The sequence below is a fragment of the Limnoglobus roseus genome (assembly GCF_008254045.1).
Classification (GTDB): Bacteria; Planctomycetota; Planctomycetia; order Gemmatales; family Gemmataceae; genus Limnoglobus; species Limnoglobus roseus.
In genome coordinates this window covers 6,672,617-6,693,224 of the sequence record NZ_CP042425.1, presented here as the reverse complement: position 1 = coordinate 6,693,224, position 20,608 = coordinate 6,672,617, and the positions used below count along the sequence as shown (strand labels likewise).

General features: G+C 64.1%; 13 protein-coding genes. 1 reads left to right on the top strand and 12 read right to left on the bottom strand.

The window, feature by feature from the left end:
* The gene (locus PX52LOC_RS28475; protein WP_149113265.1) at positions 1 to 1,062 is read right to left on the bottom strand and encodes a dipeptidase; all 1,062 of its coding nucleotides are present in this window, start codon (positions 1,060 to 1,062) and stop codon (positions 1 to 3) included.
* 315 nt (positions 1,063 to 1,377) lie between these two features.
* Here PX52LOC_RS28475 and PX52LOC_RS28470 point away from each other — a divergent pair, with 315 nt between their 5' ends.
* Complete coding sequence (locus tag PX52LOC_RS28470) at positions 1,378 to 2,562, top strand: HD-GYP domain-containing protein (RefSeq protein ID WP_149113264.1); 1,185 nt, start codon at positions 1,378 to 1,380, stop codon at positions 2,560 to 2,562.
* Positions 2,563 to 2,627: 65 nt separating this feature from the next.
* Here PX52LOC_RS28470 and PX52LOC_RS28465 read toward each other — a convergent pair whose 3' ends face one another.
* The 11 genes from PX52LOC_RS28465 to PX52LOC_RS28415 form a co-directional block, all read right to left on the bottom strand.
* The gene (locus PX52LOC_RS28465; protein WP_149113263.1) at positions 2,628 to 3,650 is read right to left on the bottom strand and encodes a hypothetical protein; all 1,023 of its coding nucleotides are present in this window, start codon (positions 3,648 to 3,650) and stop codon (positions 2,628 to 2,630) included.
* On the bottom strand, positions 3,626 to 10,123 hold the full coding sequence (locus PX52LOC_RS28460; RefSeq protein WP_149113262.1) for a secretin N-terminal domain-containing protein: 6,498 nt from the start codon (positions 10,121 to 10,123) through the stop codon (positions 3,626 to 3,628). The genes PX52LOC_RS28465 and PX52LOC_RS28460 overlap by 25 nt, the downstream gene beginning before the upstream one ends.
* Before the next feature lie 257 nt (positions 10,124 to 10,380).
* On the bottom strand, positions 10,381 to 11,877 hold the full coding sequence (locus PX52LOC_RS28455; protein WP_149113261.1) for a hypothetical protein: 1,497 nt from the start codon (positions 11,875 to 11,877) through the stop codon (positions 10,381 to 10,383).
* Positions 11,874 to 13,580, bottom strand: a complete 1,707-nt coding sequence (locus PX52LOC_RS28450; RefSeq protein ID WP_149113260.1) for a hypothetical protein — start codon at positions 13,578 to 13,580, stop codon at positions 11,874 to 11,876. The genes PX52LOC_RS28455 and PX52LOC_RS28450 overlap by 4 nt, the downstream gene beginning before the upstream one ends.
* A gap of 18 nt (positions 13,581 to 13,598) precedes the next feature.
* Entirely contained in the window at positions 13,599 to 15,122 is a 1,524-nt protein-coding gene (locus PX52LOC_RS28445) for a type II secretion system protein GspK (RefSeq protein WP_149113259.1), read from the bottom strand.
* Entirely contained in the window at positions 15,119 to 16,057 is a 939-nt protein-coding gene (locus PX52LOC_RS28440) for a prepilin-type N-terminal cleavage/methylation domain-containing protein (protein ID WP_149113258.1), read from the bottom strand. Before PX52LOC_RS28440 ends, PX52LOC_RS28445 begins: the two co-directional genes overlap by 4 nt.
* On the bottom strand, positions 16,054 to 16,527 hold the full coding sequence (locus tag PX52LOC_RS28435; RefSeq protein WP_168219253.1) for a type IV pilus modification PilV family protein: 474 nt from the start codon (positions 16,525 to 16,527) through the stop codon (positions 16,054 to 16,056). Before PX52LOC_RS28435 ends, PX52LOC_RS28440 begins: the two co-directional genes overlap by 4 nt.
* Entirely contained in the window at positions 16,524 to 17,063 is a 540-nt protein-coding gene (locus PX52LOC_RS28430; protein WP_149113256.1) for a pilus assembly FimT family protein, read from the bottom strand. Before PX52LOC_RS28430 ends, PX52LOC_RS28435 begins: the two co-directional genes overlap by 4 nt.
* Before the next feature lie 27 nt (positions 17,064 to 17,090).
* A complete protein-coding gene (locus PX52LOC_RS28425; protein WP_149115651.1) occupies positions 17,091 to 17,513 on the bottom strand; it encodes a type II secretion system protein GspG in 423 nt (140 codons plus the stop codon).
* A 146-nt stretch (positions 17,514 to 17,659) separates the two neighbouring features.
* On the bottom strand, positions 17,660 to 18,874 hold the full coding sequence (locus PX52LOC_RS28420; protein ID WP_149113255.1) for a type II secretion system F family protein: 1,215 nt from the start codon (positions 18,872 to 18,874) through the stop codon (positions 17,660 to 17,662).
* Positions 18,875 to 18,889: 15 nt separating this feature from the next.
* Complete coding sequence (locus PX52LOC_RS28415) at positions 18,890 to 20,593, bottom strand: GspE/PulE family protein (protein ID WP_149113254.1); 1,704 nt, start codon at positions 20,591 to 20,593, stop codon at positions 18,890 to 18,892.
* Positions 20,594 to 20,608: the final 15 nt, after the last annotated feature.

Genomic DNA, 20,608 nt, shown 5'->3' with positions numbered 1-20,608 from the left:
TCACGCGGGCAGGACTTCGGAGAAGAATCGGAGCCAGTTGCCGTGCATGATGCCCTGCACGTCGGTGGTGGAGTAGCCACGTTTGGCGAGGAGGTCGGGGATCTTTTGGAGGTCGTAGATCGTGTCCAGGTCGGCCGGAGTTTGTTCGTTGCCGTAGCCGCCGTCGAGGTCGCTGCCGATGCCGACGTGCCGGGCGTTGCCGGCCAGTTGGCACATGTGGTCAATGTTCTCGACGGCTCGTTCGATCGTCACGACCGGCTTCGTCACGCCGCGGACCCAACCCGGTTGGAGCATGATCGCGTCGAAGGCGATGCCGATGACGCCGCCGCGCGAAATCACCCACTTCAGTTGGTCGTCGCTAAACTGCCGCTGCCAGTCGCAGAACTTGCGGGCGTTTTGGTGGCTCGCCAACACCCGGCCGCCAAACCGCTCCGTCACCTGCCAGAAGGCGTGGTCGGACAGGTGCGTCATGTCCAGGGCCATGCCGAGTTGTTCGATGTTCTTCAATAGCGGGATCGCGTCGAGCGCGAGGCCGACCTCGCTGCGGGTGCCGCCGCCGTACCGGTTCGGACCGTAGTGCGTGATGCCGATGGCCCGCAAGCCGTGGTCGTACCACTCACGGATGTTGTCCGGGTCGAGGACCGCGTCGCCGCACTCCATGCTCAACACGAAGCCGAACGGTGTCGCTTCCGGCTTCGCCCGGTAGGCGTCCAGGTGGGCGTGTAGGTCGCGGCGGGTGCGGAGCATCTTCACCCAGCCGCTCCGCTCCATCGCCCGGTAATACGCCAGGTGAGCGTGGCACATCGCGTAGCACGCTTCCGGCGAAGTCTTCCCCAGCGGGTGGTTGACCCGTTCCTCCAGACGCGCGAGCAAGGTCGCAACGCCGACGCCGACTTCGGCCCGCCGTAACTCCGGGAAACTGAGGGTGTTGGTCTGCCGGCCCTTGTCGGTCATGTTCAGGGTGCGTTCCTGAACGCGGATGTCATCGACGGCCATCCGCAAGTCCCGGTTCCAATCGACGCCGTTTAGCCCCACGTCGAGGTGCGAGTCGAAGATCAGCATGGACGAGATTCCCGAAAGAAGCGGCAGGCGGAAGAGTCGAGAGGGAGAAACCGACTCTAGTAGACTACTCACCCACTGTGGATGGAGAAGACTTCTTTCCCGCGGTGCCCGGCAACGGGCTGATCATCGCCACTGAAGCCGGGCTTATTATCCTTACAGGCGTTCCCGTCGGGCCAACGGTTCCCTCGAATCACGTGCGAATGTCGGAATCTTCTCAGGGAGCGGCCCTCAAACCCCGTCGGCTCGCGTATATTGAGGGCAAAAGTTGTTTCAACCAACACCACAACACCAGACTCTATTCGAACGCCGCACGTCATGAGCAACACCACCGAACGTCCCGCTCGTCGCGACACAACCCCGGCCACGAATTCCGATCACTGGACCGTTCTGGAATCGTTGCTGACTCAGTTGAGCGACACCAGTTCGACGAACCAAGCCGTGGCCTACGCCGTGGAGGCGGCCCGCGTGGCCGTGGAGGCAGACGTCGCGTTCTGGTTCTCGAAATCGACGGGCAAGGTCAACGGTCTGAGCGGCAAGAAGTCGTTCACGCCGGAACAGGCCGTGGCGCTGGCGAAGGCGCTGCTCGGGCGGTTGCCCGCAGGTTCGGAAACCCTGAGGTGGGTTAAGCCGGCCGCGAGTTCGGTCAGCGGGCAACCCGAGGCGGCGGTGGTCGCGTCGGACACTCGCACTCAGGGGTGCATCATTGTTTTGAGCTTCGACCCCGAGCACCGCTTCGACGACGGCGACACGAAGGCCGTCCGCATGGCGCTCAAGATTCTGCTCTCGCAGCGTGCCCAGGGCCAGGCGGCCACGAAGACCCTTCTGAACGGGCTGCTCCAAAGCCTGACAACCATCATGGACGCGAAGGACCCGTACACGGCGGGGCACAGTGAGCGCGTCGCCCGCATTGCCGTGTTGCTCGTGAGGCAGATGGGCCTTCCTCCTGCGCTGGAAGGCGACGTTTACCTCGCCGGCCTCCTACACGATGTCGGCAACATCGGCCTGCCGGACCAACTGCTCCACCGGCCGAAGCGGCTGACGCCGGACGAACTCGAAGACGTCCGGCGTCACTCCGTCATCGGCGAACGCATCGTGGCCAGCATCCGGCCGTTTGACCGCCTGCGGCCGGCCGTTCGGCACCACCACGAGCACTACAACGGGGCCGGCTACCCCGACGGTCTGACCGGCGAAGCCATCCCGCTTTTGGCCCGCGTTATCGCCGTGGCGGACGCCTGCGACGCGATGATGTCCCCGCGGCGGTATCGTGCCGCCCGCTCGCCCTACGAGATCGACGCGGTCTTCACGGCGGAATCCGGGCGGCAGTTCGACCCGGTCGTGGTGCGGGCGTTCATGGCGGTCCGGCACGAGATCTACCCGCCGATCTACCAGAAGGGGATTGGCGAATCGGCCTTCCACGCGATCGATGCGATCGTGAACAATCTCACCGACGGGTCGATGGTCGCATTTCCGACGGTTAAGGACGACGACACCAGCCGATAACGCGAGCCGCCCCGTGATGGCGTCGGGCCAATCACGGGGCGGTTTGTGATCGACGGTCTACGGGGTTAATTCCGCGGAATCGTCATTTTGAAGTCATTCCCCGCCGTGGGCTGGACGGGTGGCGGCGGGGCGTTCATTGACATCCCATTCATCGGCGGCATTCCGGCCGCCGGTGTCGCTGGCATCGGGATACCTCCGGCCGGCGTCACTCCGATGGCGGGAATCCCCATTCCACTGCCGGCCTGTTGCTGGGCGGGAGCTTGAAACCCTGCCGGCAGGCCATTCGGCCAGTTTTGCTGCGGTGCGGCCGGTTGCTGGAAGCCGGCCTGTTGAATCGGATTGCTCCCCAACGGCGGCACCCCCGTCGCCGGGAAGGTCGTCTTCGGGGCCGCCGGTTGGACACTGCGGGCGGCGTTCGCCTGTTGCATGAGAACCTTCGGGTCCGGCACGGCCATCTGGTTCGCCGTGAACTTCGCCTGGCTCATGCTCACCTGCGACCCGTTCGTGAAGAAGTCGAGCGTGACCGTCGACTGCGGCGCGAACAGGCGGAAGGTTCCCGGCTGGTCGTAGGCCGCCTGGATGAGCAGACGGTTCACGTCCTTCCATTCCTCCGGCCACGGCAGGAACACCGCGAGGCACTTGCCGAACCGCTCGTCCATCACGGTCATCTTCTTCAACGTGTCGGCGTCGAAGTGCCACACGTTCGGCTGCTTGGCCGGTTGCCCCTGCGGCCGGTCGGTGGCGTCGGTGGCCACGATGGTGAGCGACCCCGCGATGTTCGCCGGCAGGAACTTGTCGGTGTACAGGAACACCTGCCCGACGATCCCCGGGAAAATCGCCCCGTTCTTACTCGGGTCGGGCAACTGACCGAGCTTCGTCTGCCACGCCGTCACGAACTGGGTCGCGGGTTGACCCTTGAGCGTGGTCGTCAGCGGGGTGGCCAGTGCCGACGACGACGGCAGCGCCTCCTTCAGAGCTTCGTTCAGTTTCTCGACCTTGACCGGCTTGGTGCCCGACGACACGCACCCGGAGGCGGCGGCGAGGGCGAACAGAGCCGGGATCATCAGCGTTGCGGGAAGACGGACCATGGCTTGTTCCCCTCCGTGGGTTGTTGGGCGGTTTCCGGGAAGAGGGCAGGGGGCTTCGTGCCGCCGGCCGGTGGCGTGTCCTTTTTCGCCGGTTGTTGAGGTTGTTGTTTCGGCGCGTTCGGGGCGGTGAACATCGCCGACACCGCTGCCGTACTCAACGGCCGGGGTTGCACGTAGACCATTTGGCCCGCCGGCGGCTGCCACCCCGCCGGCACGACCACCTGAGTCGCTTGGCCCGGGTTGTTCGGCATGGTCGCCGCCGAGATGGGGTACGGGGCCGTCCCGGGGTACGTCATGTTCACCGGTGTCGCCGACACCTCGGTGGTCGGTTTGTTCGGCGTGTCCGCCTTGCTACTGAACGGCGGCAGCACGATGCCGGTGCCGGCGTCCGGTACGACGCCGCCGGGCAGCGATTGCGGGTAGGGTTCGGGGTTCACGATGTTCGGCCCCGTCGCCGGTCCGTACATGACGCCGTCCGGCACCACACCCGCGGGCAAGGTTTGCTGCGGGCCCCCGGGCTGGCACACACCGTTCGGCAGCGCGATCGCCTCGGTCGGCAGGCCGATGTAGCCCCCCGGACCGACGTCGCCCGGTGCGTAGGGGTTCTTGCCGCTCAGCACGTCGGCCCCGTAGCTGTGGACGCCTTGCACTTCCGGCAGGCACCAGTGCATCTTCCGGGCTTCCTCGGCCCCGATGCGGGCGCGGTCGGCCTCGGACCGCATGATGTGCGGCGTGACGATGAAGATGATCTCCCGCCGCTGCTGGGCCTGCGTCCGGTAGCGGAACGCCGACCCGACGTACGGCAGATCGCCGAGCAACGGAATCTTGTTCTCCAGGCGGTTGTCACTTCGCGTAATGAGGCCGCCGAGGATGATCGTCTCACCGTCCGAGGCGAGCACCGTCGTCTGGACCGTCTGCGTGTCGAACGCGGTGGCCGTCTGGCCGTTCCCCAGGCTCACCAGCGTCGGCGACGGGTTGGTGATCTGCGGTTCGACCCGCATCAGCACCTTGCCGTCCGGGTTGATCCGCGGCGTCACCCGCAGCGTGATACCGATGGCCTGGTAGTCCACCCCGGAGACAACCCCCGTGGCGTTCTGCGACACGCCGGTCGGAATCGGGAAGTTCTGACCGACCTGGAAGAAGCCGGTCTGGTTGTCGGTCAGGCTCAACTGCGGGTAGCTGAGCACGTCCACGCGGTTTTGCGCCTTCAGTGCTCGGATGAGCAGGCTGAAGGTGTCGCTGGCCGCGGAGAAGATGAACCCGCCGCCGGTCGAACTTGCCCGGCCGACGCCGAGGTTGCCGAGACCCTGGAACCCGACCACGCCGGGGTCGGAGTTCGTCGTGTTCGGCAGGGCGGCCGTGCTGTTGAAGTTGAACCCCGGCGTGCCCGGCGACGTGCCGGTGGAACTCCGGGCGAACAGCACCGGGCTTTGCAGGCCGACTTCGACGCCGAACTCCTCGTTGTTGCGGAGTTGCACTTCGGCGATCAGCACTTGCACGAAGACCTGTTGCGGCGGCGCGTCGACCTTCTCGATGAGGCCGATGATTTCGTTGAAGTAGATCGGGTTGGCCGCGATGAGCAGGGTCTGTGACACCGGCTCGGCCTGGATGTACACCTGCTTCTGCAACTGCTGGTAGGCCGCCGCAAATTGCAGGCTACTTTCGATCGAAATCTTGTTCTGCAGGAACGTGTAGACGGCGTTCTGCACGTCGGCCGCCGCCGCGTTCCGCAGCTTGTAGACCTTCGTCTGCAACTGTGGCGCGTCGGTGTCTTCTAGCCGGGCGATGATCGCGCGGATAGTGTCGAGGTCGGTCTGGCTGCCGGCCACGATAATGCTGTTCGTGCGGCTGTCCACGGACAACCGCAGGTCGAGCAGGGTGGCCCCTTCCGACACACCACCCGTGAGGGTGAGGATCGGCCGCTGGACCTGGTTTACGGACGTGGTTTGGCCGGTGTTCCCACCGAGCAAGTTCCCGCCGGCGTTACCAAACCCGCCCGTGGCCCCGGTGGTGCCGGTCCGGTTGGAACTGAACAGGGTCGTGAGCAACTGGGCCGTGTACGTGGCGTCGGCCTTCTTCAGCGTGAACACCTTCACGTCCGACTTCGCGGCCGACGGAACGTCGAGTTCCTCCAGGATCTTCTCGATCAGCCGCATCGTCTTCTCGGGCGCGGCCACGACGATCCCGTTGATCCGCGTGTCCGGGGTGATGTGGACGTCTTCCAACTGCCCCGTTTCCGTGATCTGGCCGTTCGTGCCGTAGAACTGAAGCGAGGTCGTCTTGGTCGTCAGACCCGTGCTCCCGCTGAGGGAACCGGTCGCCCCTCGGTTCAGGGCGTTCTGCCCCCCGAGAGCGCCTTGCTGGCCTCCGAATCCACCCTGCTGGCCGCCCAGGGCACCGAAGCCACCCTGTCCCCCGCCGGCTCCGGTGGCGAACGGAGACGTCGGCGTAGCCCCCCCCCCGATCGTCGATGCGGTTCCGGCGGTGGCCGGGTTCAACACGCCGCTGGTCAAAGAGGTGATCAGAACCTGGGCCACTTCGTCCGAGTAGGCGTACTTCAGGCGGAACAGCCGCAGTTCGTTCGTTGCCTTCGAGAAGTTCGTCTCGATCCGCTGGATGTAGTCCTCAATGTCCTTCATGTCGGCCGGGCCGGCCTGCACGAAGATCTGGTTCGAGGAGATGTCGAAGCTGATGCGGATCAGGTTCGATTGCGTCGTTTCGTTGATGTACCGCTGATTAAAGAAGGTCTGGAGCTGTTGCGCCACGACCTGCGCGGACGACCGCTTCAATTGGAACGCCCGCGGCGCGATCTGTGGGCTGCCGGGCACGTCGTACTGCTCGATCAGCTTCAGGATCGTTTCCATCCGAGCCGTCGTCGTTGCGACGAGGATGGAGTTTTGCCGCGGAACGGGTAGTAGGAACACGGAACCCACGGTCGAGGTCTGCTGATTCTGTCCCAGACCACCGAGTCCGCCGAGTGCGCCGCCGAACCCACCACCGAATCCGCCGCCGAACCCACCGAGGCCACCGATCCCCCCACGCTGTTGCGGGGGCAGAATCGTCGTGGACCCCACGCCGATGTTCACGCGAGAGAACAGGTTTGTCAAGAAAGTCGTCAGGCTGCCGGCGTCTTGATTCTTCAGTGGGACGAGCTTCATCTCCACGTCCGAACCGGGAACCTTGTTCCGCAGGAACTCGATCAGCCGCAGAACCTTCTCCATCTCTTCGGGGTTCTTGGCTCGGATGACGACAATGCCGAGACCTTCCACCGGCTCGACGCGAACGTCGGAAGGGGCGTCCAGCAATTGATTGGAACCCGGCGCGGGCGGTGTGCCAAGTTTCGGCGGCACCGCCGGGGGCATCATGGGTTGATTTTGTCCGCCCGCCGGTTGTGGCACGGGCACGACCGCTTGCGCTTGCAGCAAGTGCGGATCGGTTTGGGCTGCGTTGGCTCCGTTCAGATCGAGTTCGGGGTCGTAGATGGTCGAGAGGGCCGAAGGGACTTCCATGTCCCGGTAGTCAAAATTTTCGCGCCCTCCCCCGCCGGGAGTAGTATCGTCCGATCTCTGGTTTCTCCCGCCGCGACCGCCTCCACCGGCGGCACCCCGACCGCCTCCACCACCTCCACCGGCGGCACCCCGACCGCCTCCACCGGCCCCGGCTCCCCCACCGAAGCCGCCGGCCCCGCCACGGCCACCGGCGGCTCCTCCACCGAAGCCTCCGGCCCCTCCACCAAAGCCACCCTGGCCGCCTCCGAAGCCACCTTGACCACCGCCAAAGCCACCCTGGCCGCCGCGGTTCCCCGTATTTCCGCCGAAGCCGCCGCCGGTTGTGTTTCCATTGCGGTTCGGCGTCGTGGTGGGTTGGCCGGTCATCGCCGCGATGGCCTGTTGCAACAGGACCGGGTCAATGCCGTCCAACTTGATCACCTGGACCACGTCGGTCTGGTCTGCGGCCCCCTCGTCGAGGGTCTTGACGAGCTTCTCGACGTCCTTGAACACGGCCTCGTTGCAGTTCACGATCAGCGTGTTGGTGCGGTCATCCGTGCTGATGGTCAACTGGGCCTGCGGTTGTTGCGCCCCTGCGGCTTGGCCGGGAATGGCGAACGGGAATCCCTGGGCGACGACCCGCGGCGTGCGGGGGGCCATGAGGTTCGCGTAAACGTCACGCACCGTTACGGCGACGACCTCGGCCTCTTGGTTCTTCAGCTTGATCATCCACGTCTTCATCGCGCTCGTGGCGTCTTGATCGGGGTAGCTGTCGATCGCCTTTTCCAGCAACTTCTTGATCGTGAGCAGGTCGAGCGGCGAGGCCTTTACCACGACGATCGAATTGCTCTGCTTCTCGGCGACGACCCGAATCCGCCCGGCCGACGGCGAGGCTGGGGCCGTTGCCCCGATGCCGGCGAACTGGCCGAGGAACTGGAGCGGGTTGAACCCGCCGCCGCCACCGCCACCCTGGCCCCCACGACCACCGCCGCCGCCGGCTTGTTGCTGCTGCGGGCCGTTGAAGATTTCGGTGATCGCCTTCGCGGCTTCTTCGGCGCTGGCGTTCTTGAGGCGGATCACGTCAAACCGTGACTCGTCGACCACCTTCCCCTGTGAGATGATGAGCCGTGCGAGTTGGGTCGCGGTTTCGACCGCGACCGGATCGTCCCCGGTAATTGTGATCTTGTTCCCGACGACGAGAATCGTCACCGGCTTGGCGTTCGGGTCGCCCTTCCCGGCACCCGGGTCAACGATCTGTGCCCGCACGTAGGTCGGCCCGGTCTGCGGAAACGCGCGGCTCTTGATTTCGCCCGGCTTCGGGGCCGGGGCCGGTGGCAAGGGAGCCATCGGCGGCGGTTTCGGGAGGTCCACGCCGCGAAGATCGACCGGCTTCCCCATCTTTTGCAGCGTCTCGGCCAGGAACTCGGCGACCGTGGCCGCACTCGCCCCATCGACCGTGACCGATCGCATGTTCACGCCGGTGATCGCAGCGCCCGTGCCGCTCGTCTCTTGAGTGGCCTTGGCGGCCTTCACTTCCTTGATCTGATCGGCCGAGCCTTTGACGATGAGAGCCGGCGTCGGGTCGGTTCGGAAGTCGAGGAACGGCCCGCTGCCGGTGTCGGGCACCTGCCGCCGGATGGCGTCCATCATTTCCTTCGGGTCTTTGCCCGACGTGATCTCGATGACTTCGGTCGTCGTCGGCGTCCTGTTTTCCGACGAGGTTGTCTGGTTCAACTTCAACGCAATGTCGAAGTGGTCCGACGCCGGGGCGAGGACCATGATTTCGTCCTTGCCGGGCACCGCCGCGATGCGGACGAGCTTCGAGTTGCCGTAGCTCTCGTTCAAGACCCGGGCGAGCGTGTCCGAAGTCTTGGGCGGCACGGAGTAAATCTTCAGCGTCGGCTCGCTCGACTGGTACTCTTTCTGGCCGGGCCGGCCGACGTCGAGTTCCTTCAGGAGCTTTTCGGCCGTCGCGAGCTTGTCCGCGGGGCCGGTGATGATGATGGTGTTCGACCGCTCTTGGACCGTGATCTGCACGGTCCGGAAGCGGGACGTGACCGTGCTGCCGCGGCTCGAGGTGGGCGGCAGTTGCCCGGGGCCGCCGCCACCGAAGCGACCGTCACCGCCCCCGCCGAACCGACCGTCACCGCCGCCGAAGCGACCGTCGCCGCCGAAACTAAACGGGCTCACCGCCGGGGTGACGGCTTGGACGTTCGTGGAGTTGTCGCTGAGCAACTTCGTCAGGTTCTCGGCCGCCTCGGTCGCCCGGATGAACTTGCACTGGTAGGTGAGCGAGTCCCCGTGGGCGTCGTCGGTCTTCTTGATGTCCTTGACGATGGTGCGAATGTTCCCGGCCGTGTCGGTGATGAGGAGCTGGTTCGCCCCGATCGCCTTCACGTCGCCGAACTGGCCCTTCCGCTGTTTCACCTGTTCGAGGATTTCGTCCGCGTTCAGGGTCTTCAACTGGATGACGACCTGCACGACCTCGGTGTAGGCCCGCTTGTCGAGGTCCTCTTCCGGGATCCGCTGGATGTAGTTGTCCGGAATCTTTTCGTCGGCCGGCAGGACGGTGAACGTCGTCGGGTTGATCCGCAGGAGGATGAACTTCTTGTACGCCAGGGACGTGTTCAGAAGGTCGATCACTTCCGGGATCGTGTACTTCTTCATCGGGTCGGTCTTGATCGTCACCGAGCCGGTCGGCTTGTCGGTGGCGATCATGACCAGGCCGCTTTCCTTGGCGAACCAGTCCAGGACCTGGCTCCACGGCTTCTCTTCGAACATGAACGAGACGGTCTTTTCCGGCACGGCCGCCTTGACCGGTTCGGCCGCCTTCGCCGGCTCGGCGAGGTTTTTCGGGGCGGGGATGGCCTTCGGCTCTTGGGCCAGCGCGGGCGAGACGATGGCAGTAGCCAACACGGCCGGAAGCCAACGGCGGAGTTTCCACACCGGAACTCGGCTGAAGGTCCGCGTGAGATGCAGACGCATAGAGTTTTCCCCCAACGTGTCACACGGTGCGGCTTCCTGCCCCCATAGATTGGCGTGTCCCCCGACACCCAACCTCGTCCGCGGCCCGTGGATTCGGGCGGTGGTTTATCCTAAGCGTAACCTCTTCGCAATCACTTTTGTTGAGATGCCGGGAATTTTTAATCAGAATGAGAGCTTTAGGAGTCTCGCATCTTCGCCGGTAAACGCAAGGGGGGCAAGCCGTGTGGCTTGCCCCCCTTGCCGATCCCGTCTGGTTTTCAATTCTCCAAACCTCGCGGGGAGGGTGCGAGTTCTGGGGGCACGGGTGGCGTGGGAACGGTGGCCGTGACCTTCTTCAACAAGTCGTGTCCCTCGGCCGTCGGAAGGGGCTTGAGCAGGTCCAGCGTCTGGCCAATCCGCCAGACGAAGACCGATTCCGTCAGGACCGGCCTCGTCATGCCGATGCCGCCGACGGTGCCCGAAAGGGCGTTTTGCTCCTTGGTCGCCTTAACTGGTGCCTTGTCCTTTCCAGCGTCGCGACCGGGAGCACCACCTGGCCGGGTGTTATTTTTCTTCGGCTCGGGTGCGGCCTTGGCGTCCTTCTCCTTTGCTGTGCCTTCGGCCACGCTCTCCGAAAGGACCAGACCGTCTTCGTGGAAGGCGATGACCTTGAATTTGCGATCGACGGTCGTGCCCTCTTCCGCGATGACGAGTTCGGCGTTCCGTTCCATTCGCTTGAACTGCCCGCCCAGAACGTAAAACTTCTCGGCCTTAACTTCCGGCTTCCCGCCATCGTCCAGAATGCTGACCTCGTAAATGTGGTTCATAGACTTGTCCCAGATCGTCGCCTGCCGCACCCCAGCGGTGTTAGTCGTGATCGCGTTCAGGACGATGAAGTGTCGCGTATCTTCGGGCGGAGCTCTGAATATGCCAGCACCGTTGTCAACTTTATCTGGCACCTTGACCTCAGGCTTCGGCGGGGGCAGTGAGCCGTGGTAAGGGTCGCGGGCTTCCATGACGAGGTAATCGCGGAGGTTGTGCTCGATGCCGGCGGCCAAGACGGGCGGGAAGAGTTGTATCTTCTGCTTGCGATTCGCCTCTGGCATGTTCTGCATGGCCAGGTAGGCCAAGTTGCCGCCGACGGCTGCGACCGCGTCGGGGATCGGCAACAGCGTCCGACGGTTCTCGGCCCCGTCCAGGATGATCGCCTCGGTGTGCAGCGTCACTTCCAGGTCGGCCCGGTCGGCCCCGCGCCGGGAGATGCCCCCGGACGAGCCTTCCTTCTCGACCCGCTTCACGTCGAGGTGAGTGATCTGCTGGAGGAGGTTCAGGTCGTAGTAGCCCTTCAGCACCTTCGTGAGCGTCGGCAGGTCGACCTTTTGCATGCGGACGTCGTACCCGATGCGGTTGTACGCCGGCTTCTTCGGACCGATTTCCGGGACGCTCCGCAGGTCGCTTGCATCCTTCGGCACGATGGTATACCCGGCAGGTACGCCGGAGTCGCGCATGAGGAAGCTGAGCGTCGCCTCGTACTCCCGCTTCGCCACGTCCAAGTCGGCCGGGAGGCTCCGCTTCTTCGCCGCGGGAAGCCGTTTCAGGTCAAATCGCATCAAGTCTAGCGCAGTCGATTTCTCGCCTTGCTCGCCCGACAAACGGTTGAACTCGGCCCGCGATTCTTGGAGCGGAACCAAGATCATTTGGTACACGCCGAAGATCAGCCCGACCAACCCGAGTACCCCGACGACGAGTAACATTCGCTTTTCACGAGTGCTCATGGATTGGCACCTCCGTCTGGTAGGCCGCCGAGCGGGTCGCCGGGCAGGTCGTCGGGGTCCGGCACTGCGGGGCGTTCCGCAGCTGCCGCGACGGGCTTGGGCAGGGTTACGCGAAGTAACGCCGCGTAATCGACCGGCGCTCGCCGGACGACGTTCGCGTCGATGAAGAACTGCTGGACGGGGGTGCGGGAGGTTCCGCCCGGCAACAACGCTCCCGTCGTCATTCGCACGCCGGAGTAGAAGCGGGACTCGCGGGCCAACGCCTGGACGAGCTCTTGCGGCAGCGTCGGGTTCTCGGAGACCACGGTCAACCGGATCTTCGCCACCGGACCTGGCACGGCTTTGACCGCGGGAGTGACAGGCGTCGCTACGGCGGCGGGCTGTCCGGGGGCCGGTGGTGGTCCCTGGGCCACCGCCTTCTGCTTATTCGTCGGCGGCGGCAGGGCGTCCCCCACGTACGCGACGACCTTCATCTTGTTGATGTCCGGGAAGTGGACCGACAGGTCGTAAATCTCGTCGAGCCAGGGGACGTTCCGTCGGTCGTACTCCTCGGCCGCAGCGAGTCGCTTCACGTCCGGTTCCAAATTCTTGATGCCGTCGTCGAGTCGGGCGACCTCGGCACGGAGGGCCGTCGTCCGGGCCTCCGCGTCGCGAACCAGCACGTACCCGCCGAAGCCGAGGGCCGCGAGGAGCACAATCCCCAGGAGGGCGGCAACAGCCAGACGGTTGCGGTTCGGGTTGACCGCGGCCCGCGGTTGCCGCGGCTGGGCGAAGTTCATCGGCGCCGGGCCGATCTTCGCCTTGCCGGCCAGCAGGCCAACCACGCCGGCGAACCGGGATCGGATCCGCGGGGGAATCCGCTCGGCCGCGGGCGACCCGGCGAGCGGGTCGAACGCATGGACCGGCACCGGCAACGACGCCCCGAGGCGGCCGGACCAACCGCCGCTCCCCGTTTCCCCTTCCGCCAGGTAGATCGCTTGAATGGCGTCGCCGGCGGCCTGGGCCGAGTAGACGTTCAAGTTCTTCCGCAACTCGGCGACGAGCGTCGCCTCGTTCGCCGTCGCCATCGCCGAGATGGGGCGGGAGAACCGCACCAGACCGGCCTTGACGACCGTGAACTCGCCGGCCGATTCGCCGAGAGTGACGACGGCGGTGGCCGCGTCGGCGCTGTCCGGTGCAGGCACCGCACCTGTCGTCACGGCCCGCGCGGCCGCCGATGCGGCTGCGAACGGCCGGGGCGTCACGCCGGCGAGTTTCAGGTTGGCCGCGTCGCACATTGCGCGGAACGATTTGAACTGGTCATTGTGGAGGAACGCGACGGACGCCCGCCGTTCCCCGGCCGCGTCGCTGCCGAGGGGCAGGTAGTCCAGTACGCCGTCGTCGGGCGACTCGGTCAGTTCCTTGATCGCCTGGAAGCGGACGACGGCGGGTTCGTCCTGCGGCGGCGACGGCGGGTGCTTGATCTCCTTGAGGATGATCCGGTCCCGGCCGATGGCGAACAGCACCGGGGCCGGTGCAATGCCCGCGGTCTTGAGTAACTCGGCCAGTTTGCGGCCGAGCGGCCCGGCCGTTGACGGCGAGAGTGGTTGCGGGTTTTCCGTCCAGGAGAGCGTTTGCTCAAGATGGACGACCCCGCTTCGAACAGTGCCGGACGCCACGGTCAAGCCGTGGGCGTCGGCGTCGATCGCGAGATAGCGGGCCAAAAGGGGGACTCCAAGGTGTTAGCGCGGCGGGGTAAACCCACTGCCCAGGTCGGTGAGGTCGCGGAAGTAAACGATGCGCGGGTAGCCGCCGTTCGTGTCGACGACCGCCTCGACGCGGGCGACTGGCCCGCCGTTGGCGAAGTAGCCGATGGCCTGAACGCGGTACGTCTGCGTGTACCCGGTGATGTACGTCTCGATGTTCTTGAAGATGTTGATGTTCATCCCGGCCTGCGTGTACAGCCACGCCCCGGTCTTGTACTCGGCACTCGTCGGGTCGAGGTTCGCCCGCACGGCCACGGAGTTCGTCGCGTCTTCCGGTGTCACGCCGGGCAGGACGGACAGCAGCGTCGGAGGGCAGGTGTTGACGTTGATCCGCGGGTTCAGTTCGTAGTTGCTCTTGGCCGTCACCTTGTCCATGACGTTCGCGATCACAGACTTCAACTGCGTCTCGTCGTTGAGGGGGCAGTTGACCACCACGGTCGGGGCGTTCATGGGGGCGTTGGCCGCCTTCGGCAGCGTGACGCGGGTGTTCACCATCGAGAGCATCGAGTTGCGAACCTGCCGCTTGGCCGTGGGGTTCGCGGCCAGAGAATTCTGCACCGCGGTGCGAAGGTCGTTCACCGTCCCCGTCACCGTGCCGGTGGCCGGGGCCGTCGTCGATGCGGAAGTCGTGTACAACCGATACGCGATCGTGTAGTCGGCGAGGTCTTGGCCGACGATGGCCGCGAGATTCTGGTTCACCGTGGCCATGTTGGTGTCGTTGACATAAACCCGCGGTTGGCCGGTCGAATCGACGTTCAACTCGTGGCCGTAGACGGTGAGGTAGTCGGACCACCCGCGGTTGAAGTCGTTCCCGTCGTTCTCATCGGGGTCTTGCACGCCGTTGCGGTTGCGGTCGTTGCCGAAGAGGTTTTGAACGGTCACGCCGCGGACGAGCAGCAACTCTTCGATCGAGTTGATCGGGCCGTTGCGGGGGCGGTAGTTCGGGTACGCCCCCGACTCCGCACCGCTGTCCCGTTGGTCGTCGTCGGCGTCCAGCCAGTCGGTGATGGCGTCGGCAACGTCGTCCGTCATGTTCGGAAGCAGGATCAACATCGCGCGGAGGGCTTCCCCCGACGAGTCGATCCGCATCATCGTGTTGAGGTTGATCTTCCCGGACTCGTCCGTTACGCCGTACCGGAGGGCGTACTTATCGGCCCCGGACCCACCGGTGTCGCTTTCCGCCACGCTGACGATCGTGAACCGCCCGCCGCCGCGCGGCCCATCGCTCGTGACCGTCACGTTGACGAGCGCGTCGGTGTCGTAGGGGTCACTGCCCAGCACGTTCGCGAACGAGTCCGGGTCGGCCAGCAGGCCCATCGTGTAGTGAATGCCGGAGATGGCGAAGCTCTTCGCCTCCAACCCCTCGCCGGCGCGGTAGGCGACCTGCAACTCGGACCCCATCGCGTCGGCGAACCGGTAGGCCGTCAGCGACAGGATCACGATGACCATGACGACGACGAGGAGAACGTAACCGGGCTTCGCGTTCGGTCGGGTCGTCATTCCGAACCCCCCGTGGTCGTCGTGTCGGTCGTCGTGGTGTCGGCGGCGACCGGGGCCTGGTACGTGCCGACTGCCGCCCGGAGGGCGAAGACGTGTTCGATCGACTTCGTGACGCCGTCGGTGTCCTGCATGGTCATCGACATGCGAATGGCCCGCGGCGGCCCCTTCACGGTTTTGCCATCGCCCCCGTCGTCATCGCCCGCCCAGGTGTTCGTCCAGGTCGTGCCGTCGAAGTACTCGAAGGTCACGTCGGTCACTTCCTCGGCGATCAGGTCGAGCGATTCGCGGGAGTGATCCGGGTCGGTTGAGTTGCGGATGCCGTCGGCCGTGACCAGAAACTGTTCCTGCCGGCACAACCCGCCGGTCGCGCTGAGGTAGTACGTGATCCGCCGCAGGTCCGGCTTCGGGTCGGCCCCGAGCATCGTTTGCTCCGCCGACAACGGGTTGAGCAGGTCGGTCGGCACGCGACTGGCGTAGATCGTGAGTTGCTTGTCCGTCCCGAAGACGCCCCCCTGGAACGGCACGTCGGCCGACAGACTTTGGTCCGTGGTCGTTGCGGTCGTGTCGGTGGAAGTATCGGTGCTGGAATCGGTGGTTGTGGGCGTCGTGGTCGTGGTTGCGGTCGTAGTCGGCGTTGTGGTCGTTGAACTGGTCGACGTGCCGGAGTTGATCGTGCTGTCCTGGGTTACTCCACCGCCGGACTTGGGCTGGAGCGGCCCGAGGCTGGCCCCGAGGTCGGCCGTCATGCGGTTCGTGATGGCCCGCGCGAGGTCACTCTTTTCCGCGATTCCGCGGGCGGAATCGGTCTGCCGGAGGCACAGGTCGAAGGCGAAGTACAGGGCCGCCAGTAGGAACACACCGATGGCGCTGGCAAGCAGGACTTCGAGAATCGTGAAACCAGATCGGCGGGCGGTGGTACGGGTCGTCAGTATCACGGCGTGGTCCCTCCCGTCGTCGTTCCGGTCGTAGTCGCAGTCCCGGTCGTGGTCGTGGTCGTGGGATTGGCGATCTCACCGGACTTGCCCATCTGCCGCGAGTCGTAAACCATCTGCGTCATCGTCACCGAGTGGGGGTAACTCCCCGGGGAACGCGACACGGTAACGGTGATGAGGTAAACGTAAGGCACACTCGTCTGCGACGAGTCCATCTGCCACTGCCAGCCGGTTTCGGTATCGTAAGTTCCCGACGTGGACGAGTCCGGTGCGACCGCCCCGGCTTCCACCTCGGCGAGCTTCGATTGGGCCAACCGCATCGCGTCGGCGTGGAGGGACGCTTCCAGTGCGTTCCGGCTGCCGATCGTGATGAGTTGACTGAGGGCCGTCAGGCCGATGGTGAAAATGGCCAGGGCGACCATAGTTTCCAACAGCGTCAGACCGGGGCGGTGGGCCGATGGGCGAACGATCACGGAGATTTCCCCCCGGCGGTCAGGTTAAACAGAACCGTCGTGCCCGTCAGGCCACGGATACGAACCCCGAGTGGTTGAACACTCGCTTCCGAAATTTTGAGTTCGACCAAGTCTTCCCGGCAGGTGCCGTCGTTCAAAATCGTGGCCAACACAATCCACCCGTTCGCGTCCGGGCTGGGAGGGTCTTCGTCGATTGTGACGATTGTTACCCCCGTAGGCAGGTTGTCTTCTCGAACGCTGGGTACGCCCCCGGCGGAGTCGGGAACCTGGCCCTGGGTGTCCAAAACTTCGGGGGCGACCCGTACCCGGTTGCCGTCACTGGAGATGGCGAATCGGTAGTTCAAGCCGGTCTCAATGGCCTTGCCGCGGCCATCGGCGATGCAGCTCTGAACGAGGTCCGCAGCGGCCTTGGTCTTCGTGTCCCGGCCCAACCCCGACATGCTCGGGACCAGAACAGCCCCGAGGATGACCAACATGGCGATTACGACAAGGATCTCGATCAGGGTAAAGCCCGGTCGGGCGGTGGGGCGGATCATTGTCGTACTCCCGTTAGGTTTTCCACGTTACCGGCGGGCGTTGCTGTAAATTGGCCCCTTCTTGCTCGTGGTCCAAACCATCGGGTCCGGCTCGCCGGTGTATTGGTTGGTGTTGTCCGGGTTGTACTGATATTGGTTGCCCCAGGGGTCGAGGAGCACGTTCGGGCCACCGTCGATCAAAGGACTCTTACCATTGGTAGGTGCCACGAGTTCTTGGAGCGTGCCCGGCAACTGGCCGCCGTTCTTGGCCGCATAGGCTTTGCACTGCGTTTCCAGCATGGTGATGGTGTTGCGTGCGGTGTCAACCTTGGCGTCTTCCAAGTAGCCGAAGACGTAAACGCCAGCTCCACCTGCCAGGATCACGATAATCGCGACCACGACGAGGACTTCGAGCAGTGTGAACGCGGAACGCCGGGTGTGATTCAACGGGCTGTGTTGTGCGACGAGCATGGGAAGGACTCCTGGGAGAAATATTTGGCGGGCACCAATCCACTATAGGTGGACGTCGCTTAACAAGTCATGAGACTTTAAGTTCATATCAATTAGAAGTTTGCGTCCAATTATGAGAGCCGAATTGCGTTCGATTGCGACTCGCATTACTTCACGGCCTGCCCCATCTTAAACACGGGGAGGAGCAATCCGGCGACAACGATTAAGATGACGCCGGCCATTACCAACAGCATCAACGGTTCCAGCAACTTGACCATGAGTTCGAGGTTCCGGGCCGTCCTTTTCTCCAGACTGTCGGAGATGTTGATTAACACTTTCTCCAAGGTGTTCGCTTCCTCGCCGATGGCGATCATCTCCACCACGTCGCCGGGGAAGTACTTGCACCGCCGGAGCGGGTCGGCCAACTTCTGACCGCTGGTCACGTTCTCGGCCGACAAAGCGATAGCATCAGACAACACCCGGTTGCCGGTCGAGTCCTTGGCGATGGTCAGGGCCTTCAAAATCGGGATGCCGTTCTGGAGCATCGTGCCGAAGATGCGGGTGAAGCGGGACAACGACAACGCGAGGAACACCTTGCCGAAAAGCGGCAGCCGAATTTTCACCGCGTCCATGGTGGCCCGGCCCGGCCCCTTCGCCCATTTGAAGAACGCGACCACCGCGATGACGAACAGCACGGCAATGAGGAGGCCGAGCTTGGACTGCATCGTGTGGCTGACCCACGTCACCCAAACTGTGATCATGGGGAGTTCGTTTTTCTCCCGCAGTTTCGCGAAGATCGGCTCAAATTTCGGCACGAAGAAGATCATCAAGATGTTCAGTACGATCATCCCCGCCCCGGCGAGGAAGACGGGGTACGCCAGCGCGCCGATAACCTTGGCCTTCAGGTCTTCCTGGTGTTCCACGAACGACGCGATGCGGGTCAGGACGTCTTCCAAGAAGCCGCCTTCCTGACCCGCCCGCACCATACTCACGGCTAATTCGTCAAAGACTTTCGGGTGGGCACCCATCGCTTGTGAAAGGCTCGTCCCGTCGGCGACCTTGAGCCGCACGTCGCGCATGGTTGACGACAGCCGTTTATTCGTCGTTTGTCGTTCGAGAATTTCGAGCGCGCGCAGCAGGGGCACGCCCGAGTTCAGTAAGTCCGCGAGTTGGCCGTAGATCAGGGCCGTTTCGCGCTTGCTAACGCCGGAAAAGAGCGAGAACCCGCCACCTTCCCCGGACCGGCTGACCGACGCGATCTTGATCGGGAACAGGCCCCGCGAGTCGAGTACTGATGCGGCCTCGCGCTCCGACCCGGCGGTCAGCGTGCCGGTCTGCTTTTGGCCGGTCTTCGCGAGGGCTTCGTAGGTGTAGTCTGGCATGGGTGCGTTCGAAAGTTAGGAGATATCACCGGCCGTCGTTCGGCCGACTTCGTCGATGGTTGTCTTGCCGTTAAGCGCTTTGATCCAACCGTCTTGACGAAGGGTGCGCATCCCGTTTTTCATCCCCTCGGCTCGGATCACGGCCGACGTCACCCGCTGCGAAATCAAGTCGCGGATCAAATCGTTTGTGATCAACAATTCGTGAATGCCCGTTCGCCCACGATACCCGGACTGGCGGCACGCCCGACACCCCAAACCTTTGTGGACCCGCAGAACGGGAACTTCTTCCGAGGGCTTCCACGGGAAGTCGATTGGGACTTCTTCCGCCGAAGGTTCGTACTCGGTTTTACAATCCGGGCAGATCGTCCGCACCAATCGCTGGGCCATGATTCCCTCGACCGTCGTCGAGACGAGGAACGGTTCAACGCCCATATCCGTCATCCGCGTGAACGCACTTGGAGCGTCGTTCGTGTGGAGTGTGCTGAACACTAAGTGGCCGGTCAGGGAGGCTTGAATCGCGGACTGGGCGGTTTCCAAGTCCCGCATTTCCCCGATCAAGATCACGTCCGGGTCGTGCCGAAGGATCGACCGCAGAGCGGCTGCGAACGTCAGGCCGATTTTGGCATGCGTTTGAATCTGGCTGATGCCGGGCTGTTGATATTCGACCGGGTCTTCGACGGTAATGACTTTCAGTGTCTCGCTCTTGACCTCGTTGAGGGCGCTGTAGAGCGTGGTGGACTTCCCGGACCCGGTCGGTCCCGTCACGATCACAATGCCGTGGGGCAGGTCGAGCAACTGCCGAAAACGGCGATCGATGTCCGAAGCGAATCCGATGTTTTTGAGATTGAAGACCATTCGGCTCTTGTCGAGCAACCGCATGACCATGCCTTCGCCGTGGATCATCGGGATGATCGACACCCGCACGTCCACCTCGCGGCCCTGCACCCGCATTTTGATGCGGCCGTCCTGGGGCAGACGCTTCTCGGCGATGTTTAGACGGGCCATGATCTTCAAACGACTGACGATCGCGGCCGCGAATTGATTGATGGCCGGCGGCAGCTTCTGTTCTTGGAGTAGACCGTCCACACGGTAACGGACGCGAATGCCGCCCTCTTCGTGTTCGAGGTGGATGTCGCTCGCCCGCTCGTTGGCGGCTTCCACGAGGAACTCGTTCACGAGTTTGACCACGGACGCCTGCTGGGCCTGTTTGGCGAGTTCGCTGTCGTCGGTCTCGAAGTCTTCGAGAAACTCAACGTCGTCCTTGCGCTCTTCTACAAGGGCCGAGACGGTATCGCCACCCATGCCGAAATTCGTCTTGATGAGCCGGGTGATTTCTCGGGGCGAACCGAGGACCGGGTGGATGTGCAGGCCGGTCAGCGTGTGCAACTCGTCGAGGGAGTACACGTCGTACGGGTCAGCGGTTGCGACGGTCAGGGTGCCGTTGTGCCGGGCGATCGGCATCAGATTCTTGCGGTTCAGTAACTTGAGCGGCGCACCGCTCAAGGCTTCCGCGTCAACCTTGGTCTGCGTGAGATCGACCCACTCCATGCCGAACTCGTCGGCGAGGACGGGCATGAGGTCATTTTCCTTGACGAAGCCCTTTTCCATCAGCGTGACGTGGGGAGCCAGGTCCGGGGCCGACGCGATGGCATCGGCCGCCCGGAGGCGATCCCCTTCGGGAAGCACGCCACGCGAAATGAGCGAGTCGAGAAGTTGCATAGTCGGTCAAGCGAG

What these genes read in the sequence shown, in the direction of transcription:
- PX52LOC_RS28420 (WP_149113255.1), bottom strand. Translation starts at nt 18,874, where the DNA reads ATGCCAGACTACACCTACGAAGCCCTCGCGAAGACCGGCCAAAAGCAG.
- PX52LOC_RS28465 (WP_149113263.1), bottom strand. Translation starts at nt 3,650, where the DNA reads ATGGTCCGTCTTCCCGCAACGCTGATGATCCCGGCTCTGTTCGCCCTC.
- PX52LOC_RS28430 (WP_149113256.1), bottom strand. Translation starts at nt 17,063, where the DNA reads ATGATCCGCCCCACCGCCCGACCGGGCTTTACCCTGATCGAGATCCTT.
- PX52LOC_RS28475 (WP_149113265.1), bottom strand. Translation starts at nt 1,062, where the DNA reads ATGCTGATCTTCGACTCGCACCTCGACGTGGGGCTAAACGGCGTCGAT.
- PX52LOC_RS28445 (WP_149113259.1), bottom strand. Translation starts at nt 15,122, where the DNA reads ATGACGACCCGACCGAACGCGAAGCCCGGTTACGTTCTCCTCGTCGTC.
- PX52LOC_RS28470 (WP_149113264.1), top strand. Translation starts at nt 1,378, where the DNA reads ATGAGCAACACCACCGAACGTCCCGCTCGTCGCGACACAACCCCGGCC.
- PX52LOC_RS28415 (WP_149113254.1), bottom strand. Translation starts at nt 20,593, where the DNA reads ATGCAACTTCTCGACTCGCTCATTTCGCGTGGCGTGCTTCCCGAAGGG.
- PX52LOC_RS28455 (WP_149113261.1), bottom strand. Translation starts at nt 11,877, where the DNA reads ATGAGCACTCGTGAAAAGCGAATGTTACTCGTCGTCGGGGTACTCGGG.
- PX52LOC_RS28425 (WP_149115651.1), bottom strand. Translation starts at nt 17,513, where the DNA reads ATGCTCGTCGCACAACACAGCCCGTTGAATCACACCCGGCGTTCCGCG.
- PX52LOC_RS28460 (WP_149113262.1), bottom strand. Translation starts at nt 10,123, where the DNA reads ATGCGTCTGCATCTCACGCGGACCTTCAGCCGAGTTCCGGTGTGGAAA.